The organism is Maritimimonas sp. 2304DJ26-3 (assembly GCF_056591635.1).
Map to the genome: position 1 here is coordinate 1 of NZ_JBWQOK010000001.1, position 24,806 is coordinate 24,806.

The window sequence follows — 24,806 nt, forward strand, 5'->3', positions numbered from 1 at the left end:
TTTACTCAATGAACACACCTTATCGTTTTCGAAAAAAGGAGCTGCAAATTTACATCAAAAATGTACTTTACCAAAGTTTTTTGAAATGAAAGTTATTAACAAGTTAAATTAAAATCTTAATTAGTTTGCATCTAATTGATTTTTAAAGTATTGCAACCGCTCTTTAAATGAAAATAGTGGGAAGTCTAGTAGCTTATGAGACCTTGTGAGATCGAATCCTGTCTTTACAGGTCGAGGAGCACGCTGATTTAACTCTTTAGTAGACACTTTTTTTATATAATTTTTATCCAAACCATAAGCATCAGCAACTTCAATAGCAATATCGTATATACTCAACAACTGATTACTTGATACATTATATATACCTATTGCTTTCTTTTGTATTGCTAATAAACAAGCATATGCTAAATCATCGACTAAAGTTGGCATGCGAAATTGATCATCAATAATAGTCACTTCTTTTTTTTCTGAAACGGTATCTCGAATCCATAATACAATATTATTACGGCTCATTCCTTTTACATAGCCGTATACAAGAATTGTTCTTAGTATAGTATAATCGATTGTTGAACTGGTAAGCACTTCTTCTGATTTTAATTTTGATAAACCGTAATAGTTCAACGGATTTGGCACATCATCTTCCCGATAAGGTCCATCTTTACCATCAAAAATAAAATCTGTAGATATATGTATAAGGTGTGCATTAATTTTTTTGCAAATTACCTCCAACTGCTTAACAAGCTCTACATTTATAATATCACAAGCCTCTTTATTATCTTCACATACATCAACATGCGTCATTGCTGCAGTATTAACAATAAAATCTGGCTCAACTCTTTTTAAAATTGTCTTTACTTCGGAAAAGTCTGTTAGATCTACATTATAATATGTATAGTTTTCAGTAGTTATATTTCTATTATCTCCTCGTGAAAACGCAAAAATTTCAAAATTATATTTACTCAATAAATTAACAAGCGTTTGCCCCAATAAACCATTACTGCCGGTTACAACAATCTTTGACATTATAATATGGTATTGAGTTTTGCAATTTGCTCAGCTCTACCAAGAACAATAAGCTTAGAATCTGGCACCAACTGTGTATCTGACTCTGGATTTACAATGTATTCATTCTGAGGTGTTTTAAATCCTATAATAGTACAACCCGTTTGCTTTCTAAAATCGAGATCTCGAATAGATTTTAATTTATATTCGCTAGGCAATTCTTCGGTAGCAATTTCTTTTAAACAAGTAGAATCATGAGCGTCTACTGTTAGCATATCTACGAACTCAATAATATCTGGAGTGACTAATAATGATGCCATATGGTCTCCACCTAACTTATCTGGCATAATTACATTATTTGCGCCAGCTATTCGAAGCTTAGAGTCTGAAGAATCATTTGAAGCTCTACTTACAATTGTTAAATCTTTATTTAATTGTCTTGAAGATAAGACCACATATAAATTATCTGCATCTGAGGGTAAAGTTGAAATGAGGCTTTTTGCTTGTTTTATACCCGCCTTCTCTAAAATATCATCTTTAGTAGCATCTCCTTTAATATATAACAATTGTTTTGCTTCTATTTCGGCAATGAGATCTTCATTATTTTCAATAATAACTAATGGTTTATCAAATTTTTTGAGCTTTGTTACTGCCTGTTTTCCATTACGCCCATAGCCACACACGACAGCATGATCATTTAATTTCTGAATCTTCTTTTGCACTTTTTTAAATTTTAGTTTTTGAAATAACTCACCACTAGCAATATATTCTGTTAAAACAGAAGCTACATATCCAAGTGTAATAACACTCATTAAAATTAAGAAAATTGTAAATAATCGTTCCTCCTCACTTAGGGGATGTACCTCGCCAAAACCGACTGTGGTTATAGTAATAACTGTCATATATAAGGCATTGATAAACGTATCGCTAGACAGATACATATAACCAGCAACACCAACAACAATTACTACGATAAATAATATTATTGCTTTATATAATTTCGATTGAAAAACATTCATATAATTATAAATCGAACACTGAGCTTCTTTTTGTATAAATCATATCTTTTAGCTTTAACAAAAAAGCCAGGGTAAGGTAGATACCAAACCAAAAACCTAAAGTAACAAAAGAAATATAAATAAAAAACAAACGAACGTTAGTAACTCTCATCCCTAATTTATCAGCAAATCTTGAGGAAACATCGAAGCCTCTTTGTTCAAAAAAATGACGTATAGAATGAATTACTTTCACTACTTAATGAATTACTTTCACTACTTAAAAATTATTGTGCAAGTTAACCAAATATTAAAATAATACTTTGTTGTTTATAATCAAATTTTCATAGCAATTCTCTACCTTTGTGGTTTGTCAATTTTTTAATGAATTTATGATCGCCGCGCAGGAATATATTGAGGTACAAGGAGCTAGAGTTCACAATCTAAAAAACATTGATGTAAAAATACCACGAGAAAAATTAGTAGTAATAACGGGGCTAAGCGGAAGTGGAAAATCTTCGTTAGCTTTTGACACAATTTATGCTGAAGGTCAACGCCGCTATATTGAAACTTTTTCGGCCTACGCAAGGCAATTTTTAGGTGGATTAGAACGCCCAGATGTCGATAAAATTGATGGACTATCTCCTGTAATCGCTATTGAACAAAAGACAACAAGTAAAAACCCAAGATCTACAGTTGGTACAATCACGGAAATTTATGATTTTTTAAGATTGCTTTTTGCTCGCGCTGCTGATGCTTTTTCATACAATACAGGTGAAAAAATGATTAGCTATTCTGATGAGCAAATTCAAGAATTGATTTTAAAAGATTTTGATGAGAAAAAGGTCATTATTCTTGCTCCTGTTATCAAATCTAGAAAAGGGCATTATCGTGAACTTTTCGAGCAAATATCTAAACAGGGATTTTTACGCGTTAGAGTAGATGGAGAATTACGAGAAATAGAAAAAGGCATGCGTTTAGATCGTTATAAAACGCATGATATAGAAATTGTAATTGATCGGTTAAAAATTGATAATTCTTCTGAAAAACGATTAAATGAAACCATCAAAACTGCCATGTATCACGGTGATGGAGTATTATTAGTTCTAGACCCTGATACACAAAAGGCGCGTTATTTTAGTAGAAATTTAATGTGTCCTTCAAGTGGAATTTCATATCCATTACCTGAACCCAATACCTTTTCCTTCAATTCTCCCAAAGGAGCTTGTCTTAACTGTAATGGTTTAGGGAAAGTTAATGAAGTGAATATTGATAAAATAATTCCAAATAAAACGAACACTATTTTAAATGGCGGTATCGCTCCTTTGGGTGATTATAAAAGCTCATGGATTTTTAAACAAATTGAAACTATTGCTGAACGCTATAAATTCAACATGACTACGCCAATAGAAAATATAAAAAAGGAAGCATTAGATATAATTCTTTATGGAGGTAATGAAAAGTTTGATGTAATTTCAAAAGATGTTGGTATTACCAGAAATTATGAAATAGATTTTGAAGGAATTATAAACTTTATTTCAAATCAATATCATAATACAGAGTCAACATCTATTAAACGTTGGGCCAAAGAATTTATGGATGAAAACATCTGTTCTGAATGTAATGGTGCTCGTCTAAGAAAAGAAGCTTTAAACTTTAAAATTGACGGTCATAATATTGCAGATATGGTGAGCATGGATATTATTCAGCTAGCTAATTGGTTTGCAACTATTAAGGAAAAACTATCTGAAAAACAATTACATATAGCTTCAGAAATTTTAAAAGAAATACAATCTAGAATTCAGTTTTTGTTGGATGTTGGATTAGATTATTTAACATTAAATAGAAGTTCTAAAACGCTTTCTGGAGGTGAAGCTCAACGAATTCGTCTGGCAACACAAATAGGTTCTCAATTAGTTGGTGTCTTATATATTTTAGACGAACCAAGCATAGGCTTACATCAGCGCGATAACCAAAAATTAATTGATTCGCTTCAGAAGTTACGAGACATTGGAAATTCTGTTTTAGTTGTTGAACATGATAAAGACATGATCGAACATGCTGATTTTGTAATTGATATTGGTCCCAAAGCTGGTAGACATGGTGGTGAAATAATCAGCAATGGTACATCTAAAGAATTGCTATCTAGTGATACATTAACTGCCAATTATCTAAACGGGAAATTAGAAATTGAAGTTCCTAAAAAAAGAAGAAACGGAAACGGTAAAAATATAATGCTCACTGGAGCAGCTGGAAATAATCTTAAAGATGTAACTGCAAAGTTTCCTTTAGGGAAAATGATTTGCGTTACCGGAGTTTCTGGCAGCGGAAAATCTACCCTAATAAATGAAACATTATATCCAATTCTAAATCAACATATTTACAAATCGGTAAAAAAGCCATTACCATATAAAACAATTAAAGGATTAGAACATATTGATAAAATCATAGAGATAAATCAATCTCCAATAGGCAGAACGCCACGTTCAAACCCAGCAACTTATACCGGTGTTTTTAGCGAAATACGAAATCTATTTTCTAAAACTCCAGAAGCAATGATTCGTGGTTATAAACCAGGGCGATTTTCGTTTAATGTAAAAACAGGAAGGTGTGAAACCTGTGAAGGTGGTGGTGTACGCGTAATTGAAATGAACTTTTTACCTGATGTTTATGTAGAATGTGAAACGTGTCAAGGAAAACGCTTTAATAGAGAAACATTAGAGATTCGATATAAAGGAAAATCAATTTCTGATGTCTTAAACATGACCATTAATGAAAGTGTTGCTTTCTTTGAGCATATACCAAAAATCTACAGAAAACTAAAAACAATACAAGATGTAGGGCTGGGCTATATTACATTAGGACAGCAATCTACTACCCTTTCGGGAGGAGAAGCGCAGCGTATAAAATTAGCAGCCGAATTATCTAAAAAAGATACAGGAAACACTTTTTATATTCTTGATGAGCCAACTACGGGTTTACATTTTGAAGATATAAGAGTGTTAATGGAAGTACTTAATAAATTAACTGATAAAGGAAACACTGTTCTTATTATAGAACACAATCTAGATGTTATTAAGTTAACCGATCACATAATTGATATCGGTCCAGAAGGTGGAAAAAACGGCGGCGAAGTTTTATGTACAGGCACTCCAGAGGAAATCATAAAGAATAAAAAGAGCTATACAGCCAAATTTCTTAAAAAAGAACTAAATTAGTCGGTTGTTTAACATTAAAAAAAGAAGAAATGACGAATGCAACGAATAACAAAGAGGAACGAAAAATTTTAGACAAACTTCAACAAAAAACTTGGAATGAAATAAAGACGAACGACTCATGGGCAATCTTTAAGATTATGTCTGAGTTTGTAGATGGTTACGAAAAACTAAGTAAAATAGGACCTTGTGTTTCTATTTTTGGATCAGCCAGAACAAAACCAGATCACGAATATTACAAACTTGCTGAAGAAATTGCTTATAAACTTACTCAAAATGGATTTGGGGTTATCACTGGAGGTGGACCAGGTATTATGGAAGCAGGTAATAAAGGTGCACATAGAGGTAAAGGTACTTCAGTAGGTTTAAATATAGAATTACCTTTTGAACAACATGATAATCCATGGATTGATAGAGATAAAAATTTAGAGTTTGATTACTTTTTTGTTCGTAAAGTAATGTTTGTAAAATACTCCCAAGGCTTTGTAGTAATGCCAGGTGGTTTTGGCACATTAGATGAATTATTTGAAGCAATGACGCTTATTCAAACTAAAAAAATTGGACGTTTTCCGATTATTCTAGTTGGGAAAGAGTTCTGGAGTGGTATTTTAGATTGGATAAAAAATGTGTTAATAGACAAATATGCTAATGTCAGTCCAGAAGATTTAAATTTATTTAGAGTTGTTGACACAGCCGATGAAACTGTTGAGCATTTTAATAGATTCTATGCTAAATATAGTTTAAAGCCAAACTTCTAATAGCAAAATTTTCTAATGAGTTTCAAGAAAAAATTAACCATCATTTTGATGGTTTTTCTTTATACAGCTGTTTATTCGCAAGAGAACATAAAAGTAATGTTCTATAACTTGTTACAGTATCCTGAAGCTCCACCATCAGATCGCGATCAAATTTTAAAAACTATTATTGATGAAACCATACCAGATATTTTCTTGGTTTGTGAATTACAATCAAATATTGGAGCCCTAACAATACTAAACAACTCACTAAAAACCATTGACGAAAATTATGAAATGGCCAAATTTGTAGACAATCAATCAAGTGGTGCCGACTTACAACAATTGGTTTTTTATAATTCAAAAAAACTCTCTTTAGAAAGTCAATCTGAAGTTATTACTTCTGTACGAGATATAAACCATTATATTTTTAAATTACTTACCCCTGATGCGGAAACAAACCCAATTTATATAGATACGTTTGTTACACATTTAAAGGCAAGTCAAGGATCTAGCAACGAACAACTGCGTTTAAATATGGTACTCGATTTTACAACGGCTTTAGCACAAGTACCTAAAGATCATTTTGTATTGTTTGCTGGCGATTTTAATTTTTATACTTCAAATGAACCTGGTTACCAAGAAATTATTGACCCAACAAATTTTATTCTACTTAAAGATCCGATAAATAGGCCTGGGAATTGGCACACTAATTCTTCTTTTGCCGATATTCATACGCAATCAACTAGAACATCTTCAAGCTCTTTTGGTGGATTCGGAGCTGGTGGAGGGTTAGACGATCGTTTCGATTTTATTATGATTTCAGAAAATCTACTTGGTAATGAATCTTTGAGGTATGTAGATCAATCTTACACAGCTTTTGGGAATAATGGTAATTGTTATAATGGCAATATTAACAATAGTAGTTGCTCTGGTAAATACTCACAATCTATCAGAAATGCATTGTACAATATGAGTGATCATTTACCTGTTATATTAGAATTGCAAACAGATAAAGTACTTAGTGTTGAAAATGAAGATTTATTGACTAATTTCATCCGATTCACGGAAGGAAATATTATTAAAAATAAACTTTCTTTAAGAATAGATGTCAAACTGTTAGGCGAAAAGTTGATTATTTATAATAGTTTAGGTCAGAAAATAAAAATTATTAGTATCACCAATTCAATGATTAGTAATGATATAACTTTAGATGCAACTAATCTAACAAGTGGCATCTATTACTTAGCCATTAATAATTCTTCTAAACCAAGCCATTTGAAATTTATAAAAGCTATTGATTAGAATAAGGTTCATCATATTATTTTTTATATTTTTTTATTTGAAATCATTTACACAAAATGATCAGATAAAAATAGATGCTTTTTTAAAAATAAAAACGCATGAATTAGAAATAGCACAAGACATCATTTATTTTAATAAAAGTAATGTCTCTCTCGATACTATTTATTTACTGAACTGGCCTAATAGCTATACCGGTAGAAAATCTCCATTGGCCAAACGTCTTGTAGAAGACTACGACAAAAGCTTATATTTTGCCAAACGTAAAGATAGAGGTAATACACGTATTAAAGAGTTTACAGGCGATGCTCTACCTCTTAAATGGTTTATTCCAGAACATTCAAAAGATATTATAATAGTAGCATTGAATGAAAAATTAAAAGCCCATGATTCAATTGAAATAAAAATCAAATATACCATAAAAATACCTAGCGATGGTTTTACAAAATATGGTGTTAAAAATAATACGTTTAACTTAAGACATTGGCACATTGTGCCAGTTGTATTTAATGGGCAATGGCAGTTAATGAGCAATTTAAATATGGATGATCTGTATATGCATCCAACCGATTATGCTATTAACTTAAAATTATTTGAAGGCATTATATTAAATACAGATTTGGACCAAGTAAAAACTGCTTCGCCTCCACTCACAATCCACACGTTAAAAGGTAAAAATCGTGTGAATCCTGAGCTTAATATTTCCATTTTAAACGATTTTAAAAAATTCAAAACAGACGATCTTGATGTTATCACCAATCTTAATGGAACTTTATTACAAGATACTATTAAGAGAGATGTTCTTAATCGCCAATTACTTTTCATTAAAGAGCATTTAGGTAAATACCCACATAAAAAACTATTTATCAATAAAATCTCTTACGAAAAAAATCCTATTTATGGGTTAAATCAATTGCCGAAAATATTCAATCCATTTACAGGTGTATTTGAATGGGATATTAAAATGTTTAAAGTATTAACTAGAAAATATCTAGAGAACACTTTACTTGTTAATAGACGAAAAGATGTTTGGTTACTAGACGGTATACAAACTTATTTGATGATGCAATACGTTGAAAAATATTATCCAGAAATTAAAGCCATGGGTAATATTTCTAAAATATGGGGCGTAAGAAGTTATAATATTGCAAAACTAGATTTTAACGAAAAATATCCTTTTGTATACCAATTTTCAGCTCGTAAAAACTTTGATCAGGCTTTAACAACAAGCCAGGATTCTCTATCAAATTTTAATAGAAAAATTGTAAACAAATATAAAGCTGGTATTGGATTACGCTATTTAGATGAGTATTTACAAAATAATATTGTTCAAAAAAGTATTAAAAAATATTATCAAGAAAATCTATTAAGAGAAACTCCAAGTATTACTTTTAAAGAACTCTTAACAGCTAAAACCTCTAAGAATTTAAGTTGGTTTTTTGGTGATTATATTAATTCTAAAAAGAAAATAGACTATACCATTTCTAAAGTGAAAAAGTCAGCGGATTCAATTGAAATTACAATCAAGAATAAGCGAAATTTTTCAGCTCCAATTGCGCTCTATGGAGTCAAAGACAAAGAAACAGTTTTTAAAAAATGGCTAGAACCAATCGATACTACAAGCATTATTAAAATTGCTAAAGGAGACTATACAAAACTCGCCTTAAATTATGATTACCAATATCCTGAATTAAACTTAAGAGACAACTGGAAAAACTTAAACGGAATCTTCAACAAGCCCATTCAACTTCGTTTTTTTAAAGACATAGAGAACCCATTTTACAATCAAGCATTCTACAATGTTTTTGTAGATTATAATTTTTATGATGGTTTATTAATTGGTCCTCGTCTATATAATGAAGCATTATTCAAGAAAAAGTGGTTATATAAGATTACACCAACATATGGATTAAAAAGTAATCAATTATCTGGCTCTTTTTCTTTGGTTTATGAAACTTTGCCTGAAAAAACACAAGTGTACAGATATCGAATTGGTTTTGGAGGTAGTACTTTTCAATATGCTCCTGAGCTTTCATATACTAGATTCACACCTTTTATAGCTATAGAGTTTAAAAGAAAAAGTTTGAGAGATGTTGGTAGTAAATCTTTTTTTGCAAGATATGTATTAGTAGATCGAGAAACCGAACCTAATTCCCCAGATTTAGAATCTGATAGCTACAATGTGCTAAACTTACGATTTGGAGCTTTTAAACCTGATATCATAAAAGGAATTGGTTATTCAACAGATTTTCAGTTATCTAAGAACTTTAGTAGAGTTTCATTTAACTTTCGTTATCGAAAGCTTTTAAATTCTAATAGACAATATGACCTACGCTTATTTGTCGGAACCTTCTTACATAATGAAACACAAGGTGACTTCTTTAGCTTTTCATTAGATAGACCTTCAGATTACTTATTTGATTATAATTATTTAGGAAGATCTGAGCAGTCTGGTTTTTTAAGCCAACAAATTATTATTGCTGAAGGAGGTTTTAAATCACAGTTTGAAAATAGCTTTGCAAATCAATGGATGGTAACAGCTAACGGAAGCATTGGTATTTGGAGGTGGATTGAAGCCTATGCCGATGCAGGTTTTTATAAAAACAGAAATCAAGATGTGCAATTTAAATACGACAGTGGTATCCGTTTAAATCTTGTACAAGATTTTTTTGAAATATACTTTCCATTACAGTCAAGTTTAGGTTTTGAGCCTTCTTTAGATAATTATGATACTAAAATTAGATTTGTAATCACCTTAGAGCCTGGGAAAATTTACAATTTTATTAAGAGAGGATTTTTCTAAAGTTAAGTATCCAATTATTTTTCAGTAAAAGACAGAAAATCAATTAATTATTTTACAAAGATTTTGAATTTTTGATAAAAAAATAACTGTTTTTTTATATAATTTATCAATTTCTCAATTCTAAGGCTTTATTTTTAGTTTTCTTATAAATAAGCTACCTTTGCAAAACTGTTAAAAATCCAAATTCATGTCAGAAAAATTAATTGATTCTCAAGAAAAGCTATCATACGAAGAGTTTAAAAGAGAAATCATAGAAGATTATAAAACTGCTGTAATTAGTAGAGAATGTAGTCTTTTAGGTAGACGTGAAGTTTTAACTGGCAAAGCTAAGTTTGGAATTTTTGGTGATGGTAAAGAAGTTCCTCAATTGGCAATGGCCAAAGCTTTTAAAAATGGTGATTGGCGTTCTGGTTATTATAGAGATCAAACTTTTATGATGGCTATTGGCGAATTAACACCTCGACAATTTTTTGCTGGACTCTATGCACATACTAACATAAAAGCGGACCCTCAATCTGCGGGTAGGCAAATGGGTGGTCACTTTATGACGCATACCATTAACAAAGATGGTAGTTGGAAAAATTTAATGCAACAAAAAAATGTAAGTGCGGATATTTCTCCTACTGCTGGGCAAATGCCTCGTTTACTAGGTTTGGCTCAAGCTTCAAAAATGTTTAGAAATATAGACGGCTTAAAAAACAAAACTACACTATCAGACAATGGTAATGAAATTGCATGGGGTACAATAGGTAATGCCAGTACTTCTGAAGGTTTATTCTTTGAAACTTTTAATGCAGCTGGTGTTTTACAAGTGCCAATGGTGATTAGCATATGGGATGATGAATACGGAATTTCTGTACCAGCAAAATATCAAACTACCAAAGAAAATATTTCCGAAATATTAAAAGGATTTAAACGTGACGAGAATAATCTTGGCTATGAAATCTTTGTTGTAAACGGATGGGATTACTCTAAATTAATAGATGTTTACAATCAAGCTTCAGATGTAGCAAGAAAAGAACATGTTCCTGTGCTCATACATGTAAAAGAATTAACGCAACCTCAAGGTCACTCTACTTCTGGATCTCATGAACGTTACAAAACATCGGAAAGATTACAATGGGAAAAAGAACATGATTGCAATGCTAAAATGCGAGAATGGATTGTTAGTGTTTTTGAAAACGAAGAGGAAATTATTACTTTAGAAAAAGCGGCAAAAAAAGAAGTAAGTCAAGCCAAAAGAGAAGCTTGGACAGCTTATCTAAAGCCAATTAGAGATAAACAACAAGAACTTAAACAACTAGTAGATCGTGTTCATTCTAAAAGCTCAAATGCTGTTTTTATAACAAAACTAAAGAACCAATTAGAATCAATTAATGAACCATCTAAAAAAGATGTTCTTTCTATAGCAAGAAGAATTCTAATTTACCTTAGAGAAGAGCAATTTGAAGAGAAGCAACAACTTCAAAGATGGATACAAGACTACCTACGCATAGGTTTTGAGCAGTATAGCACACATCTATTTAGTGAAAACGAAAATAAGGCAACTGCGGTTAAAGAAGTATTACCAAAATATACCGATACAGATGAAACTGTAGACGCTAGAGTTATTTTAAGAGATAATTTTGATACACTACTCAATAAAAACGAAGATATTGTCATTTTTGGTGAAGATGCTGGATATATTGGTGATGTAAATCAAGGTTTAGAAGGGTTACAAGAAAAACATGGCGAGTTAAGAGTGGCAGATACAGGCATCCGTGAAGCTACAATTATGGGGCAAGGTATCGGAATGGCCATGAGAGGCCTAAGACCTATTGCCGAAATTCAATATTTAGATTATTTACTTTACGGAATACAAATTTTAAGTGATGATCTAGCAACCTTACGATATCGCACTTTAGGAAAACAAAAAGCACCATTAATTGTTCGAACAAGAGGGCATCGCTTAGAAGGTATTTGGCATGCAGGTTCTCATATGGGAGCCGTGCTTCATCTCTTAAGAGGTATGTATATTTTGACACCGAGAAATATGACCAAAGCCGCAGGGTTTTACAATACATTATTAGAAAGTGACGAACCTGCCCTTATTGTAGAAAACCTTAACGGATATCGTTTAAAAGAAAGGCTGCCAACTAATTTAGGTGAATTTAGAACCCCAATTGGTGTTGTAGAAACAATAAAAGAAGGTGCTGATGTTACCGTAATATCTTATGGTTCTACCTTGAAATTAGTTGAAGAAGCGGCAAAAGAGCTAGCCCAGGTTGAAATAGATATTGAAATTATTGACGCTCAAAGTTTACTTCCTTTTGATCTTAATAATGATGTCGTTAAAAGTTTAGAAAAAACGAATAGACTCGCTATAGTGGATGAAGATGTTCCTGGAGGTGCTTCGGCATATTTGCTAGATCAAGTACTAAATAAACAAAAAGGATATCAATATCTAGATAGTCAACCTATAACTATAACAGCTAAAGATCACAGAACCGCTTATGGAACAGATGGTGATTACTTTTCTAAACCTTCTATTGAGGATATTTTTGAAGGAATTTATAATTTAATGCATGAGTTAAATCCTATAAAGTATAAGAATCTATATTAAAAATCTTTTTTTAATATAATAGTAATCTAATTTAGAATTAATTACTTTTGTCATCTGAAAAATAATCCAAATTTTAATTAAATGATGCGAGCTAAGTTAATAATCTCAGTTCTTACCCTACTTTTCATTTCATTAACCTTAAGCGCTCAAAGTGACCAAACTCAAGAAGTTAAAGCTTCATTGAATTCAGGTACCTTAGAGAGTCAATTTGATTATATGTTTAAAAAGTCATTTAGATGGACTGATCCTAAAACAGGATTAAGATATAAAACCATTAAAGTAAATGACCTTTATAAATTTAAAGGAAACGTTGTTGACTCGTTAAAAAATGCAAGAGCAAAATTTGTTCAAGCTAATACCACAATTGCGACTCAAAAAAATGAGATTGAGACTTTAAAAACAGATCTTGGTAAAACAAATGAAAATCTCAGTTCTGTAACTCAAGAGAAAGATAGTATTAAATTTGTAGGGATACCTATGAGTAAAGCCGGCTATAACACTTTACTATGGTCAATTATTGCTGCATTATCTGTTCTACTGGCGATTTTTATAGGGAGATTTAAACGAAGTAATGCCATCACTATCGATGCAAATAAAGCTAAAGTTGAGATCGAAGAAGAGTACGAAAGTCACAGGCAACGTGCTTTAGAACGTGAGCAAAAACTACGACGCGAACTGCAAGATGAGCTTAACAAGCAAAAATATGCAAAGCAAGAAACTAAAAAGGGTAGTAAATAAACTATCCTTTTTTTATGCTTTCATTAATTAAATGCAATAAATTAAAAATTAAACTGTTATTAGTCTTTGTGTGCAAAACACAAACTCCCTTTTGAAATTATGAATCGATTGAAACCTTATGTAGAATGAAAGGTAAAGGACTATTTTTAGCAGTTATATTCTTATTAATATCACCTACTTATGCCTGGATAGAGATTCCAGCAAAGGAAATTCCTGTAACTAAACAGGTGAAAACTGAAATCTCTTTTGAAGATCATACATCTATTTTTTACAATAACCTTAAAACAGATGAGCTTAACTTTGAAGTTTTTAAGTTTGCGTTGAAAGGATTTATGAAGTTACAGAAAGGCGATAAGTTAAGTAATTTGAAATATTTAACTATTATTGATTTTAGTAAATCGTCTAAAGAACAGCGCCTTTTTATTGTTGATACAGAGAACCAGCAACTAGTTCATAAAAGCTTGGTGGCACATGGCAGAAATTCTGGTTTAGAATTTGCAAAAAAATTCTCAAACAAGATCAACAGCCATCAAAGTAGTTTAGGTTTTTATAAAACCGCTGAAACTTATAATGGTAAGCATGGATTTTCTCTTCGTTTAGACGGATTAGAATACTCTAACAGTAATGCTAGAAAACGTGCTATCGTTATACATGCTGCAGATTATGCTGGTAAGGACTTCGTGAAAAAACAAGGACGATTAGGTAGAAGTTATGGATGTCCTTCATTACCAAAAGAAGGATATCTAGAAATCATTGAAAAAATAAAAAAAGGTAGTTGTTTATTTATTTATTACCCTCAAAAAACCTACTTAGCAAAATCTAAATTAGTAAATGCCAACATTAGCATTTTACAAAACGTCTAGTTTAGCCTACTAGCGTATTCATTTTTTATATTTTCCATTTGTTCTACAATTAGCTTATCAGTATTATAAACATCTTGATAGAAAATTAGTTGACCATCTTCATCTACTTTAGCTGTAAAGTAATATAATAAAACTGGCAATCTCTTATTTAATTTAATAGTCTTTTCCTTTTTACCCTTAATGTATTGTTTTACGCTATCAATAGTTCTTTCATTCTCGTCATATTCTAAAATATAATCAGCTAATTTCATAGCATTATGCACTCTAACGCATCCATGACTATAATCTCTTTTCTCTTTATAAAATAATCCTTTGGCAGGAGTATCGTGTAAATAGATCGCGTGTTTATTCGGAAAAATAAATTTCACCAATCCTAGAGAATTTGAACCTCCACCTTTTTGCCTGACTAAGTAATTAAACTTCCCTTGATTTATTTCATCCCAGTTTAAACTATTGAAATCTACAGAATCTTTTCTGTAGGTAATTACTTCAAAATTATTTCGCTCAAAATAGGTTGAATCTTTTTGCGTCTTTACTAGAACTTCTTCTAACGATATCTTTTTTGGAACATACCAATACGGATAAGCTACAATAACCTTTAAAGAATCTCGAATCTCTGGTGTTTGTGATTCATACTTACCAATTACTGTATTATGTTTGTACCTAAGAATATTATTCTCATAAATTTCTAACTGATATGCCGGTATGTTAGCAAATAAATAGTCTTTTGGTAGTTTCTCTTTCCAACGCCAGCGTTCTAAATTTGCTGACATGGTTTGGTAATAATGATACGGGCTTTTTGATAAAGCCTTAGCTGTGTTATTACCAATCTTGCCATCTGCTTTTAAACCGTGTTCTTTTTGAAATTTTTTTAATGAAATCATAAAAACCGAATCATTAGATATAGAGTCTAAATATCTATGATGCAACAGTGCTTTTTTAGCCTGATTTATTGACTTAATTGAATCTATTCTAAAGTTTACAACTTTAATATTTTTATCACTTAATGAAGAATTTTTTAGAAAATTACTTAATTGCACTTGCAATTCTTTATAGGCTTTTTCTTTAGGCTGTAGCTCCAAAAGCCCCCCTATCAAATTATTCTTTTTCTGAGACTCTATCATATGATCAGAAAGATCAATTTTAAATTGTTTTCTAGGTAAAACAGTAATAGAATCTATTGTATCTAAAAAGCCATAATTTAAATGTTTTCCAAAAAGCATATATGAGTTAGTAAGCAATAACTCTAATTCTGAAGCAATTCTATAACGTTCTTTCTTACTTTTTTCGCTAGATAATTCACCTTTAATTTTATTCAATAGATCGGTGGCATATAACGCAGAAAATAGCCCATATTCTTTGGCATCAGCTAGTTTTTTTAGTAAAATTGACCCTTTATTACTTAACTCAATCGAGTCATTTATCCAAATAGGCTCATGAGATACTTCTCTGTAAAAATCATTGATTTCACTTATGTTTTCTAGAGCTACTTTTTGAATAATTTGAGCACTATCTAAAACATTAAAATTTGTTTTAAAAAAAGCTTGTAATTCTTTCTTATAGTCAACTTTTTCTACAAAAGGAGCTTCTTTTTTCAAATCTTTTGCACAAGAAAATAGTAACAACAAAACATAGCTATAGAGTAGAGTATTCTTCATAGCTTTCATTCTTTTTCAATTTTCGGTTATTTTAAATATACAAAAAAGCTGCCAAAAGGCAGCTTTCATGAAAATATTTCAAATATAGAGTGCTTTTTAGTATAAAACGTTTAAAGCAGTTCTATCATTATTATTAAAAGTAATTGCTGGACCACAAGATTGCATTAATGAATTTGTGTCAGACCCTGTTGGAGTTCCGGCAATATGAATTGCACCAACACCTGCACTACCTTCATTTACGTTAGACCCACAGCTTTCTCTCGTTTGATAGTCAGTATGACGGAAACCTATACAGTGTCCAACTTCATGAGCCATTGTTCCTGCCAATTCTGCTACATCTGGAGCAATTGAAAGTTCAAACCATCTACTATTTATACCAAATCCTTTTGCAGGATCACCTTTTCTCGTTGGGAAGCCAGCGGCTCTACCCAAAGTAATGAACCCACCAGATTCTAATTCATAGAATTCTGTTACTTCAATATTTGCTTTTCTTTTTCCTTTTAATCCAAAAGCAACTCTACTAAAAGTTATATCTAAGTTTTCAGCATTATACATCGCAATAGTTGCATCTAAAGCATCAGACCCCAGTTGTCCTAGGTCAGGATCTACACTCATAGTAATATTTCTAGAACCACCTCTAACTCTTACAATATTAGTTGTTCTATACTGTTTTGTAAATGGAGTCATCTCATCAATCTGTTCTAAAGTAAAGAACATGTCTTCTACTGCTATTCCATCTTCATCCATAAAATTCATTGCTTTCGCATTTGACACATCGAAATGCATCTTTTCAAGTTTGGCTAAAGCATCTTTAGGAATTTCCGTTTCGATAGAGGTACTATCTGTGTTACAAGCGACAATTACTGTTAAACAAGATAAAATCAATAGGGAGAAAATCTTGGTAAATAAATTCGTTTTTTTCATTTTAAATTTTGAATTTTTGTTAATATTAAGTTAAAAATTTGACGAATATACATTTTTATTTAAAAAAATACATACTTAAATCAATAAAATATTCAAAATATTATTATTTCTTTAATATTCCATTACCAATATTGCATTTTAGACAATTTTGCCTATCGCAGTATTGATCCTTTAGCTGTAGTAATGCCTGTGACTTTAAAGCGGAAGGAGCTTTTATTTTAAGCTTTGAAAACTTTTCTATAATCGAATTCTTTTCGGCTTTAATACTTTTAACTAATTGAAAAAGAATATTATCATTTAATTTCCCAATATGTTTTAGGTAAACAAATTTTAAAGGAATAATAGTGTTTATTAATAACAAATCAATTAGTGATCTTGAAACCCGCTTGACTCTTTTCTTCGACGTTGCATCGAAGGAGTAATGTGTGTCCCAAAAAGTTGAAGCCGTAACTGAAAATAAATCGTAATAATCTTCAATAGTGTTAATTTGAATCACTCTAGAAAACAAACTTTGATTGTTATTGTATAAGCTTGCTAATTGCGATAATCGAATTGTAGGAAAATTATTAGGTCTTAGCCGAAAAAATTGAACACCATTGTTGTTAATGATTTTAACTGATGCTTCTTTACTAAATAATGATACTCTGTTTTTAGTTTTTTATAATACGTATCTTCTATTTCTTTATCTAGTAATTTAGACTGACCATAAAACAGTGCTTCTAGACTTATCTGATCATTCCATTCTTTTCTCAATACAGAAAACTCAAAGCTTCTAGCTAAGTCGAAGAAAGCTTCACCATTCACCTTTAAGCCAAAATTCTTTGCTAGTAATTGAAATAAGACAGCTTCCCAATCATAATTAGATTTTTCTAATAATTCTACAATTATCAAAGACTTTTGCTCTAGCCGTTCTAAATACAATCGTTCCAGCCAATTAGTAATCAAAAAATGATCTACGTTAGCAATATCATCCTGACAGTTAATCCATTTTGGTTCTTTCGAAAATAAGTTTTGGTAATTATTGAGAAGATCTTTTTTTACCAATGATTTTAATTCTAGAGTTGGCAACAAGGTATTATCCTTTCTATAAATAGGCACATCGTTTTCCCAAACGACATGTAAAATTATAGTATCATAATTAATATCTTTTTCGTGACCATGCACATACCAATCAGACGATTTTACATGTATTTCAACATTGCCAGCCCATTTCTGATCATCGATAGTAATTTGAGCATTAAAAAAGTCTGGACCAGAATTTAGATTTTTTGAACCAACATTATCAATAACGATTGGCATATGATTCGAAGTTGATAATTCCGATAAGGAGAATAATTTGAACCGCCAGATGTAATGTAGAAAGTTCTCTTTCATAGTATTTTCAGGTTAAAATACATAAATTTTGTAATTTAGGTATCTAATTGACTACTAATAATTTATGCAGAATATTGCCAAATCTTTTTTTATATCCTTTTTTCCGGCATTTGCGGTTTATGTTTTCATTACCTCAGGAGCATCTCTATTTAATAAAGGGTTTAGCTTTAAATATTTGGGTCAATTAATTGCTTCATTAACTGTTATAGCCTTCTTTGCAGGATTATTTATTAAACCGAGAGCAAGAACTAGTCCTATTTTAAAAGGTTTTACGGCGACAATATTTTCTGGGTTTTTAATCAGTCTAGTTTTAGGCGGTTTTATCGAAAAAACCCCTATAATTAACTTTCTCTTTTTTACAATTTTAATTATTGGTTGGATAATTTATCTAAAATGGTATTCTAATCTAGGAAATAGGGTAAACACTGTTTTAAAAATAAATAAGCTTCTACCTACTTTTATATTAGAAGATGTGTATAAAAATAAGGTTTCATCTGAAACATTTATAGGCTCACCAACCATTTTCCTTTTTTATCGTGGCAATTGGTGTCCACTCTGTATGGCACAAATAAAAGAAATATCTGGACAATATAGAGAATTAGAAAAAAGAGGCGTTCAAGTTGCTCTAATAAGCCCCCAGCCTCATTCAAATACAAGGTCATTGGCTAAGAAAAACCTTGTGTCTTTTCATTTTCTTGTTGATACCAAAGGTAAAGTTGCTAAAGAACTGGAGGTATTTCATAAAAATGGATTACCATTTGGTTTTCAAACACTCGGTTATGATTCTGACACCGTTTTACCAACAGTAATAATTACCGATAAAGAAGGGAAAATAATATTCTTAGATCAAACTGATAATTATAGGGTTCGACCAGAACCAGAAACTTTTATAAAGGTTCTAGATACACTTATTGATTAATTAATCTATAAATTAAAACAGCAGCTCTTTTTGTTAAATCTTCGATAGTGTTAAGATTCACAGTTTCTTCTGGCGTATGTGCTCTATTACCCATTGTACCCAAACCATCTAAACATGATACATATTTCGCTACAAAAGAAACATCAGCTGCTCCCCTCTTTCCAGGATCGTAGCCTTCAACTCCACCTTGTTTTAAATCTACACTTACCTGATTCAGCACTTCTAAAAGTGCTTTGTTACCTTCTGTAGGTTGCATGGCAGGATAACTATCTATAAAACTTACTTTCGCAGAAGTTTGTGGTAAATTATTAGCAACTATTTCACGCATTTTAGTTCGTGCTCTTTCCTTCTGTTCTTCAGATATAAAGCGAAGTCCGCCATCTACAACTGCAGTTTGAGCAACAACATTACTTTTACCAAAGGCATCACCTTTACTAAGCGCTTCGTCAAAATTCAATTTTGTTCCTCCAAGAATAAGCCCAGGGTTAAATGTTAACAATTTCTCTCCTCTAACATTTTTATAAAATTCATTTAAAATTCTAGACATTTCAAAAATAGCACCCGCACCAATGCGCTCATTAAAAATTCCTGATGAATGGGCTCTTTTACCAGTAACTTCTACTTTCCAACCAGAAGAACCTCTTCTTGCAACTGTGGCATTATTGAAACCTGTAGAATTTTCAAAACCCAAGGCAATATCACTACGCTTTGCAGCATCAATCAAATCTTTTCTACTAATAGTTAGTGGCTTACCCGTACTTTCTTCATCCCCTGTATAAGCAGCAATTACTTGTGCGTTTTCTAATAATCCGTTGTCCGCTAAGGCTTTTAAAGCATATAACATAATAACATCACCGCCTTTCATATCATTCCCTCCAGGAGCATGCGCAATACTATCGTTCACCATTTTAAATTCTTGAAAAGGGCTGTCTTCCTCAAAAACAGTATCTAAATGACCTATTAACAAAACACGCTTTCCTTTAGTTTTCTTTGGTTGAGTTTCAGCAAACAAGTGACCCGAACGATTAACCTCAGAAAGATCGACCCAAGTAGTTTTAAAGCCTAAATCACTAAATGCATCTTTAAAAACCATCCCGACTTTTTTAACCCCTTTATGATTCATAGTGCCACTATTAATATTAACCACTTTTTTTAAAAAGTCAATGGCTTCAGCATTATTAGCGGAAACAGTTTTTAAAATCTTTTTTTCAGTTCTATTTAGTTTTTGACTTTGAGCAGTTAGAGTCAATAAACAACAAGTTAAAAGAAGTGCCTTGAATTTCATATTGGTTAGTTATGTCTTATTTAATTATAAATACGATGTTAAATTACAAATTTTAATTGACTAAATTTTCTTTAAAATCTACTCAATTGACCATATTTGCATTACGTATAACTAATAGTTAGATAAAGTTTAATGTCAGAAAAAAACGCCTTAGACGGAATTATTAATGCATACCGAGAAATTCTTTCAAATCGGTATAAATATAAAAACTTGGTTACCAATTATAACCTTCCAGACACTATCGATCAAGCTCAGGTAACCGACATTAGAAATTATTTTTTGACACATATTTATCCTGACCTCGAAAAGAGGAAAGAGCTAAACGATGCTTTTGAAAGCTTAGATAATTATATAAAAAGTCCAGGTAAATTATTGCAAATCTTAATAGATTCAACCAGATTACTATTTAAACATGGTAGGCATTTACCAAAAATATTAAACTCAGGTATTAAAGCACTGCAATCTTTTAGAGATGCTAATAAGTTTGAAAAACTAATTGTTGAGCAGGCAATAAAATCTAAAAAACAGCCTCCTTATAATGAAGGAGATATTTACTCCTTTATTAAAAAATTACCTCGAAAAGATATTGATCAATTTATAGATGGCACCAAGTCATTATTCCAAATTTTTCATGATAAAACTCAAGTAAAAAAAATCATTGAAATTGTTACTTTCTTAGTTGCTAAGATGAAAAACAAACCTAATTTATATTCGCAAAAAGAAATTAAAGGGTTAGAAATTGGTTACGAGCTCATCAAAGAAGGCAATACTTTATTCGAAAAACTAACAAAAGAAAATCAGCAACAGCTAATAGATTTTATTGTCAATGTTGAAAACGAAACGCTAGATAGAATTTATAATGAGTACTAAAATTTTTAGATTACATTTATCACATCGTGTTTGGTTATAATATGATGATCTCCATTACCTAAATCTACTAAAACAGCTTCATTTTCTCTGTTAATCAATTTAGAGATTTGCTCAACAGAAGTATTCTTAGCCACTATAGGAAATGGCGCTTTCATAATATCTTTTATAGGCTTTTCAGCTATATTTTTATCTTCAAAGTACAGTCTAAACAAATCACTTTCATCAACCGAACCAACAATACCATTAGTGTCTTCAACTGGCATTTGCGAAATATTAAACTGTCGCATTCTATCTATTGCATGACCTGCTAATTCTTCTGTTTTTACCGTTACTAGGGGTTTGTCTATATGGCCTTTAATTAGATCGATTGCCAAGGTTACTTCTTCATCTAAAAATCCTCGCTCTCGCATCCAGTCATCATTGAACATTTTACCAACATAGCGACTACCGTGGTCATGAAATAATACAACCACGACATCATCTTTCTTAAATTCATCTTTTAACTGAACTAATCCTTTTATAGCGGATCCTGCAGAGTTCCCAACAAAAATTCCTTCTTCTTTCGCTATTCTTCGTGTATAAACTGCTGCATCTTTATCAGTTACTTTGGTAAATCCATCTATGATATCAAAATCTACATTCTTTGGTAATATATCTTCGCCTATACCTTCTGTTATGTAAGGATATATTTCATTCTCATCAAAAATACCTGTTTCATGATATTTCTTAAATACCGAACCATAAGTATCAACTCCCCATATTTTAATATTTGGGTTCTGTTCTTTTAAGTATTTACCAACACCAGAAATAGTACCACCTGTACCAACTCCAACCACAAAATGTGTGATTTTTCCATCTGTTTGTTCCCAAATTTCTGGACCAGTTTGCTCATAATGCGCAATAGCATTGCTCGGATTATCATATTGATTTACATACCAAGAATTAGGAGTTTCTTCACCCAAACGTTTCGATACTGAATAATAACTTCGTTCGTCATCAGGCGCTACATCGGTAGGGCAAACAATCACATCGGCACCCACAGCTTTTAACACATCTACCTTTTCTTTAGATTGCTTGTCGGTAGTTACAAAAATACAGTTATAACCTTTTATAATGGCTGCTAAAGCTAAACCCATACCTGTATTACCCGAAGTTCCTTCTATAATGGTTCCTCCTGGTTTTAAGCGCCCGTCAGCTTCGGCATCTTCTACCATTTTTAGCGCCATTCTATCTTTTACCGAGTTACCAGGGTTTGTAGTTTCTACCTTTGCTAGTACCAAGGCATCAACTTCTTTAGTTACAGAATTCAACTGTACCAATGGTGTATTACCTATGGTTTCTAATATATTTTTTGCGTATTTCATGCTCATAATTTGTCAGCGCAAAAATAACGAATACTATGCACAAATTGATGTGCTAGCTAAACATTCTTGGAAACGCTTTTTCAATAGGTTTTTGAAGTACGCTTACGCGGAAGGCCGACCGCAAAAAGCCCAAACCATACCCTAAAAACTGTGTAAGTGTAGTAAAAATACTTGTTAAGCCGACAAAAGGATTTTTACTCTTAATAGCACTGTCTAAGAAAATAAATAGAAGGTAAATGCCATAGAAATAGAAAAACCATTTATAGTCTAAATAAAAAGCAACCACAGAAAATAATAGACCAAGCAAAAACAAACTTGGGAACCAATAAGTCGGCTTTGCCGTACTAGGATGTTGTTTGTTTAAAATCGGTCGTGCGGCGCCAAAATTAAAGGTTTGTTTAAAAAAGCTTTGTAAAGTATTTCGACGTTTGTGATACACAAATGCTTTTTCGATGAATTGTGATTCAAATCCGTTTTGCCACAATCTAAAAGTTAGATCGATGTCTTCACCAAAATGTTGCTTGCCGAATCCTTCAATCTTTTCAAACGCCGCCTTTGACAGCCCCATATTAAAGCTACGTGGTTGAAACTTCTTAAGATTTTTATTACCACGAATTCCTCCGGTAGTTAAAACAGAAGTCATGGAATAACTAATCGCTTTTTGTAAAATGGTAAACGACGAATGCGAAGCATCTGCTCCGCCAAAAGCATCGGTAAAGTTCGCTTGCAAAGCTTTATCAACTTCAGCTAAATAGTTTTCAGGTAATAAAATATCTGAATCTAAAATGATAAAATAATTACCGGAAGCTTTTTGCATGCCATAATTTCTGCTTAAACCTGGGCCGCTATTCTCCTTAAAAAAATATTGAATATTTAGTTTATCTATAAATGACTCAACTACTTTTTTTGAGATAACAGTAGAACCATCTTCTACAACCACCACTTCAAATTCTTCCTTAAAAGTTTGTCTAGTTAAACTATCCAATAGCTCCTCTAGCTCTTGAGGGCGATTATACACAGGAATAATAATAGAATAGTTTAACTGCACTCGATAATTTGTTAGCAGATCAAAAATAGAAATTTAGTTTGATTCTTAACTTCTTTTCGGATAACTTCGCTTATCAATCGCTAAAATGAATTTAAAACTCACATTAGCTTAACGTTAGCACCAATTTAAAAAAAGAATGAAAAGAATACTTGGAACTTTAATTGTGATTTTAATTTCACAAATCGGATTTAGTCAAGATTATCAATCAGAATTTCAAAAATATTGTGAAACAAATGATACAATAAATCAATTAAAAATTTTGAAAAAATGGCAATCTGAAACCCCAAAAGATGCTGAACTGTTTACAAGCTACTTCAATTATCATTTTATAAAATCTCGCCAAGAAGTACTTGCCTTGACAACTGACCAACCAAATGGAGAAAGTCTTGTATTAAAAGATAGTTTAAATCAAAACGCTGGATTTTTAGGAAGTCGAATTCTCTATAAACAAACTGAATTTAAAAAAGGACTTGAAAAAATTGACGAAGGAATTAAACTTTACCCAAATCGACTTGATATGAGATTTGGTAAAATATATGCATTGGGGCAAATTCCTGATTGGGAAAATTTCACATCAGAAATTCTAAAGACAATTGAATATTCTGCTACAAACAAAAATAATTGGGATTGGACTAATAATGAAAAAATTAATAAAGGAGAAAAAGAGTTTCTATTAGATATTCAGGCCTATCAGTTACAATTATACAATACTGGAAATGATGACTTATTAAAAAATATGCGAGAAATTGCTAATAAGGTTTTAGAATTTTATCCAAACCACATAGAGAGTTTATCTAATTTATCAATTACGTATTTATTGACCGGAGAATATGACAAAGGAATTGAACCTCTTTTACGTGCTGAAAAAATAAATCCAAAAGATTATATTGTTCTTGGAAACATTGCACAAGGTTATAAACTGAAAGGTGATAAGAAAAAAGCAATTGAATATTATGAAAAAACAGCTGAATTTGGAGATGAAAAGGCAAAAGAGTATGCCAAACAACAGATAACTGAATTAAAACAATAAAAACTGGTGCTAACAATGGCTATAAGTAATTGCTTGTTCTCGCTTACTTCTGAAAATCCTCTCGGATTTTCAGTTTGGTG

18 protein-coding genes and 1 pseudogene are annotated in these 24,806 nt (G+C 31.5%); 10 read left to right on the plus strand and 9 right to left on the minus strand.

Annotation, left to right across the window (positions count from 1 at the left end; translation table 11 throughout):
• Window positions 1-120 precede the first annotated feature (120 nt).
• Genes AC1EUV_RS00005 through AC1EUV_RS00015 form a run of 3 tightly spaced genes read right to left on the minus strand, consistent with a single transcriptional unit; the run spans window position 121 to window position 2,253 of the window.
• The gene (locus AC1EUV_RS00005) at window positions 121-1,023 is read right to left on the minus strand and encodes an SDR family oxidoreductase (RefSeq protein WP_480196599.1); all 903 of its coding nucleotides are present in this window, start codon (window positions 1,021-1,023) and stop codon (window positions 121-123) included.
• A complete protein-coding gene (locus AC1EUV_RS00010) occupies window positions 1,023-2,021 on the minus strand; it encodes a potassium channel family protein (protein WP_480196600.1) in 999 nt (332 codons plus the stop codon). Before AC1EUV_RS00010 ends, AC1EUV_RS00005 begins: the two co-directional genes overlap by 1 nt.
• A gap of 4 nt (window positions 2,022-2,025) precedes the next feature.
• Window positions 2,026-2,253, minus strand: coding sequence for a PspC domain-containing protein (locus AC1EUV_RS00015; RefSeq protein ID WP_480196601.1), 228 nt, complete (start codon window positions 2,251-2,253; stop codon window positions 2,026-2,028).
• A gap of 136 nt (window positions 2,254-2,389) precedes the next feature.
• Between AC1EUV_RS00015 and uvrA the strand changes: the two genes are divergently transcribed.
• The 7 genes from uvrA to AC1EUV_RS00050 all read left to right on the plus strand — a co-directional run bounded on the left by uvrA (window position 2,390) and on the right by AC1EUV_RS00050 (window position 14,254).
• Window positions 2,390-5,215: an excinuclease ABC subunit UvrA gene (uvrA, locus tag AC1EUV_RS00020; protein ID WP_480196602.1), complete on the plus strand. Its 2,826-nt coding sequence runs from the start codon at window positions 2,390-2,392 to the stop codon at window positions 5,213-5,215.
• Window positions 5,216-5,244: 29 nt separating this feature from the next.
• Entirely contained in the window at window positions 5,245-5,970 is a 726-nt protein-coding gene (locus AC1EUV_RS00025) for an LOG family protein (RefSeq protein WP_480196603.1), read from the plus strand.
• Window positions 5,971-5,985: 15 nt separating this feature from the next.
• Window positions 5,986-7,251 carry a T9SS type A sorting domain-containing protein gene (locus tag AC1EUV_RS00030; RefSeq protein WP_480196604.1) on the plus strand — a complete coding sequence of 422 codons (1,266 nt, stop codon included), beginning with the start codon at window positions 5,986-5,988 and terminating at the stop codon, window positions 7,249-7,251.
• Between the two features lie 37 nt (window positions 7,252-7,288).
• Window positions 7,289-10,051 (plus strand): gluzincin family metallopeptidase, encoded by a 2,763-nt coding sequence (locus AC1EUV_RS00035; RefSeq protein WP_480196605.1) that lies wholly within the window; start codon window positions 7,289-7,291, stop codon window positions 10,049-10,051.
• A gap of 187 nt (window positions 10,052-10,238) precedes the next feature.
• Window positions 10,239-12,653, plus strand: a complete 2,415-nt coding sequence (locus tag AC1EUV_RS00040) for an alpha-ketoacid dehydrogenase subunit alpha/beta (RefSeq protein ID WP_480196606.1) — start codon at window positions 10,239-10,241, stop codon at window positions 12,651-12,653.
• An 81-nt stretch (window positions 12,654-12,734) separates the two neighbouring features.
• Window positions 12,735-13,391 (plus strand): tRNA (guanine-N1)-methyltransferase, encoded by a 657-nt coding sequence (locus tag AC1EUV_RS00045; RefSeq protein WP_480196607.1) that lies wholly within the window; start codon window positions 12,735-12,737, stop codon window positions 13,389-13,391.
• A 125-nt stretch (window positions 13,392-13,516) separates the two neighbouring features.
• On the plus strand, window positions 13,517-14,254 hold the full coding sequence (locus AC1EUV_RS00050; protein WP_480196608.1) for a murein L,D-transpeptidase catalytic domain family protein: 738 nt from the start codon (window positions 13,517-13,519) through the stop codon (window positions 14,252-14,254).
• Here the strand turns inward: AC1EUV_RS00050 and AC1EUV_RS00055 are convergent.
• From AC1EUV_RS00055 to AC1EUV_RS00065, 3 genes and pseudogenes are all read right to left on the minus strand, one after another.
• Window positions 14,251-15,912, minus strand: coding sequence for a L,D-transpeptidase family protein (locus tag AC1EUV_RS00055; RefSeq protein ID WP_480196609.1), 1,662 nt, complete (start codon window positions 15,910-15,912; stop codon window positions 14,251-14,253). The two genes, AC1EUV_RS00050 and AC1EUV_RS00055, sit on opposite strands and share 4 nt — an antisense overlap.
• Window positions 15,913-16,008: 96 nt before the next feature.
• Window positions 16,009-16,836, minus strand: coding sequence for a M57 family metalloprotease (locus tag AC1EUV_RS00060; protein WP_480196610.1), 828 nt, complete (start codon window positions 16,834-16,836; stop codon window positions 16,009-16,011).
• A gap of 103 nt (window positions 16,837-16,939) precedes the next feature.
• A pseudogene (locus tag AC1EUV_RS00065) lies at window positions 16,940-18,210 on the minus strand (DUF2851 family protein).
• 64 nt (window positions 18,211-18,274) lie between these two features.
• On the opposite strand from AC1EUV_RS00065, the gene AC1EUV_RS00070 reads away from it, so the two are divergent.
• Entirely contained in the window at window positions 18,275-19,129 is an 855-nt protein-coding gene (locus tag AC1EUV_RS00070; RefSeq protein WP_480196611.1) for a peroxiredoxin family protein, read from the plus strand.
• Here AC1EUV_RS00070 and AC1EUV_RS00075 read toward each other — a convergent pair.
• Complete coding sequence (locus AC1EUV_RS00075) at window positions 19,119-20,414, minus strand: M20/M25/M40 family metallo-hydrolase (protein WP_480196612.1); 1,296 nt, start codon at window positions 20,412-20,414, stop codon at window positions 19,119-19,121. The genes AC1EUV_RS00070 and AC1EUV_RS00075 overlap by 11 nt on opposite strands.
• A gap of 132 nt (window positions 20,415-20,546) precedes the next feature.
• Between AC1EUV_RS00075 and AC1EUV_RS00080 the strand changes: the two genes are divergently transcribed.
• On the plus strand, window positions 20,547-21,284 hold the full coding sequence (locus AC1EUV_RS00080) for a hypothetical protein (protein WP_480196613.1): 738 nt from the start codon (window positions 20,547-20,549) through the stop codon (window positions 21,282-21,284).
• Between the two features lie 5 nt (window positions 21,285-21,289).
• Here AC1EUV_RS00080 and AC1EUV_RS00085 read toward each other — a convergent pair whose 3' ends face one another.
• Window positions 21,290-22,648, minus strand: coding sequence for a pyridoxal-phosphate dependent enzyme (locus AC1EUV_RS00085; RefSeq protein ID WP_480196614.1), 1,359 nt, complete (start codon window positions 22,646-22,648; stop codon window positions 21,290-21,292).
• 52 nt (window positions 22,649-22,700) lie between these two features.
• Window positions 22,701-23,696, minus strand: a complete 996-nt coding sequence (locus AC1EUV_RS00090) for a glycosyltransferase family 2 protein (protein ID WP_480196615.1) — start codon at window positions 23,694-23,696, stop codon at window positions 22,701-22,703.
• A 136-nt stretch (window positions 23,697-23,832) separates the two neighbouring features.
• On the opposite strand from AC1EUV_RS00090, the gene AC1EUV_RS00095 reads away from it, so the two are divergent.
• Window positions 23,833-24,726 carry a tetratricopeptide repeat protein gene (locus tag AC1EUV_RS00095; RefSeq protein ID WP_480196616.1) on the plus strand — a complete coding sequence of 298 codons (894 nt, stop codon included), beginning with the start codon at window positions 23,833-23,835 and terminating at the stop codon, window positions 24,724-24,726.
• The last annotated feature ends 80 nt before the right edge of the window (window positions 24,727-24,806 follow it).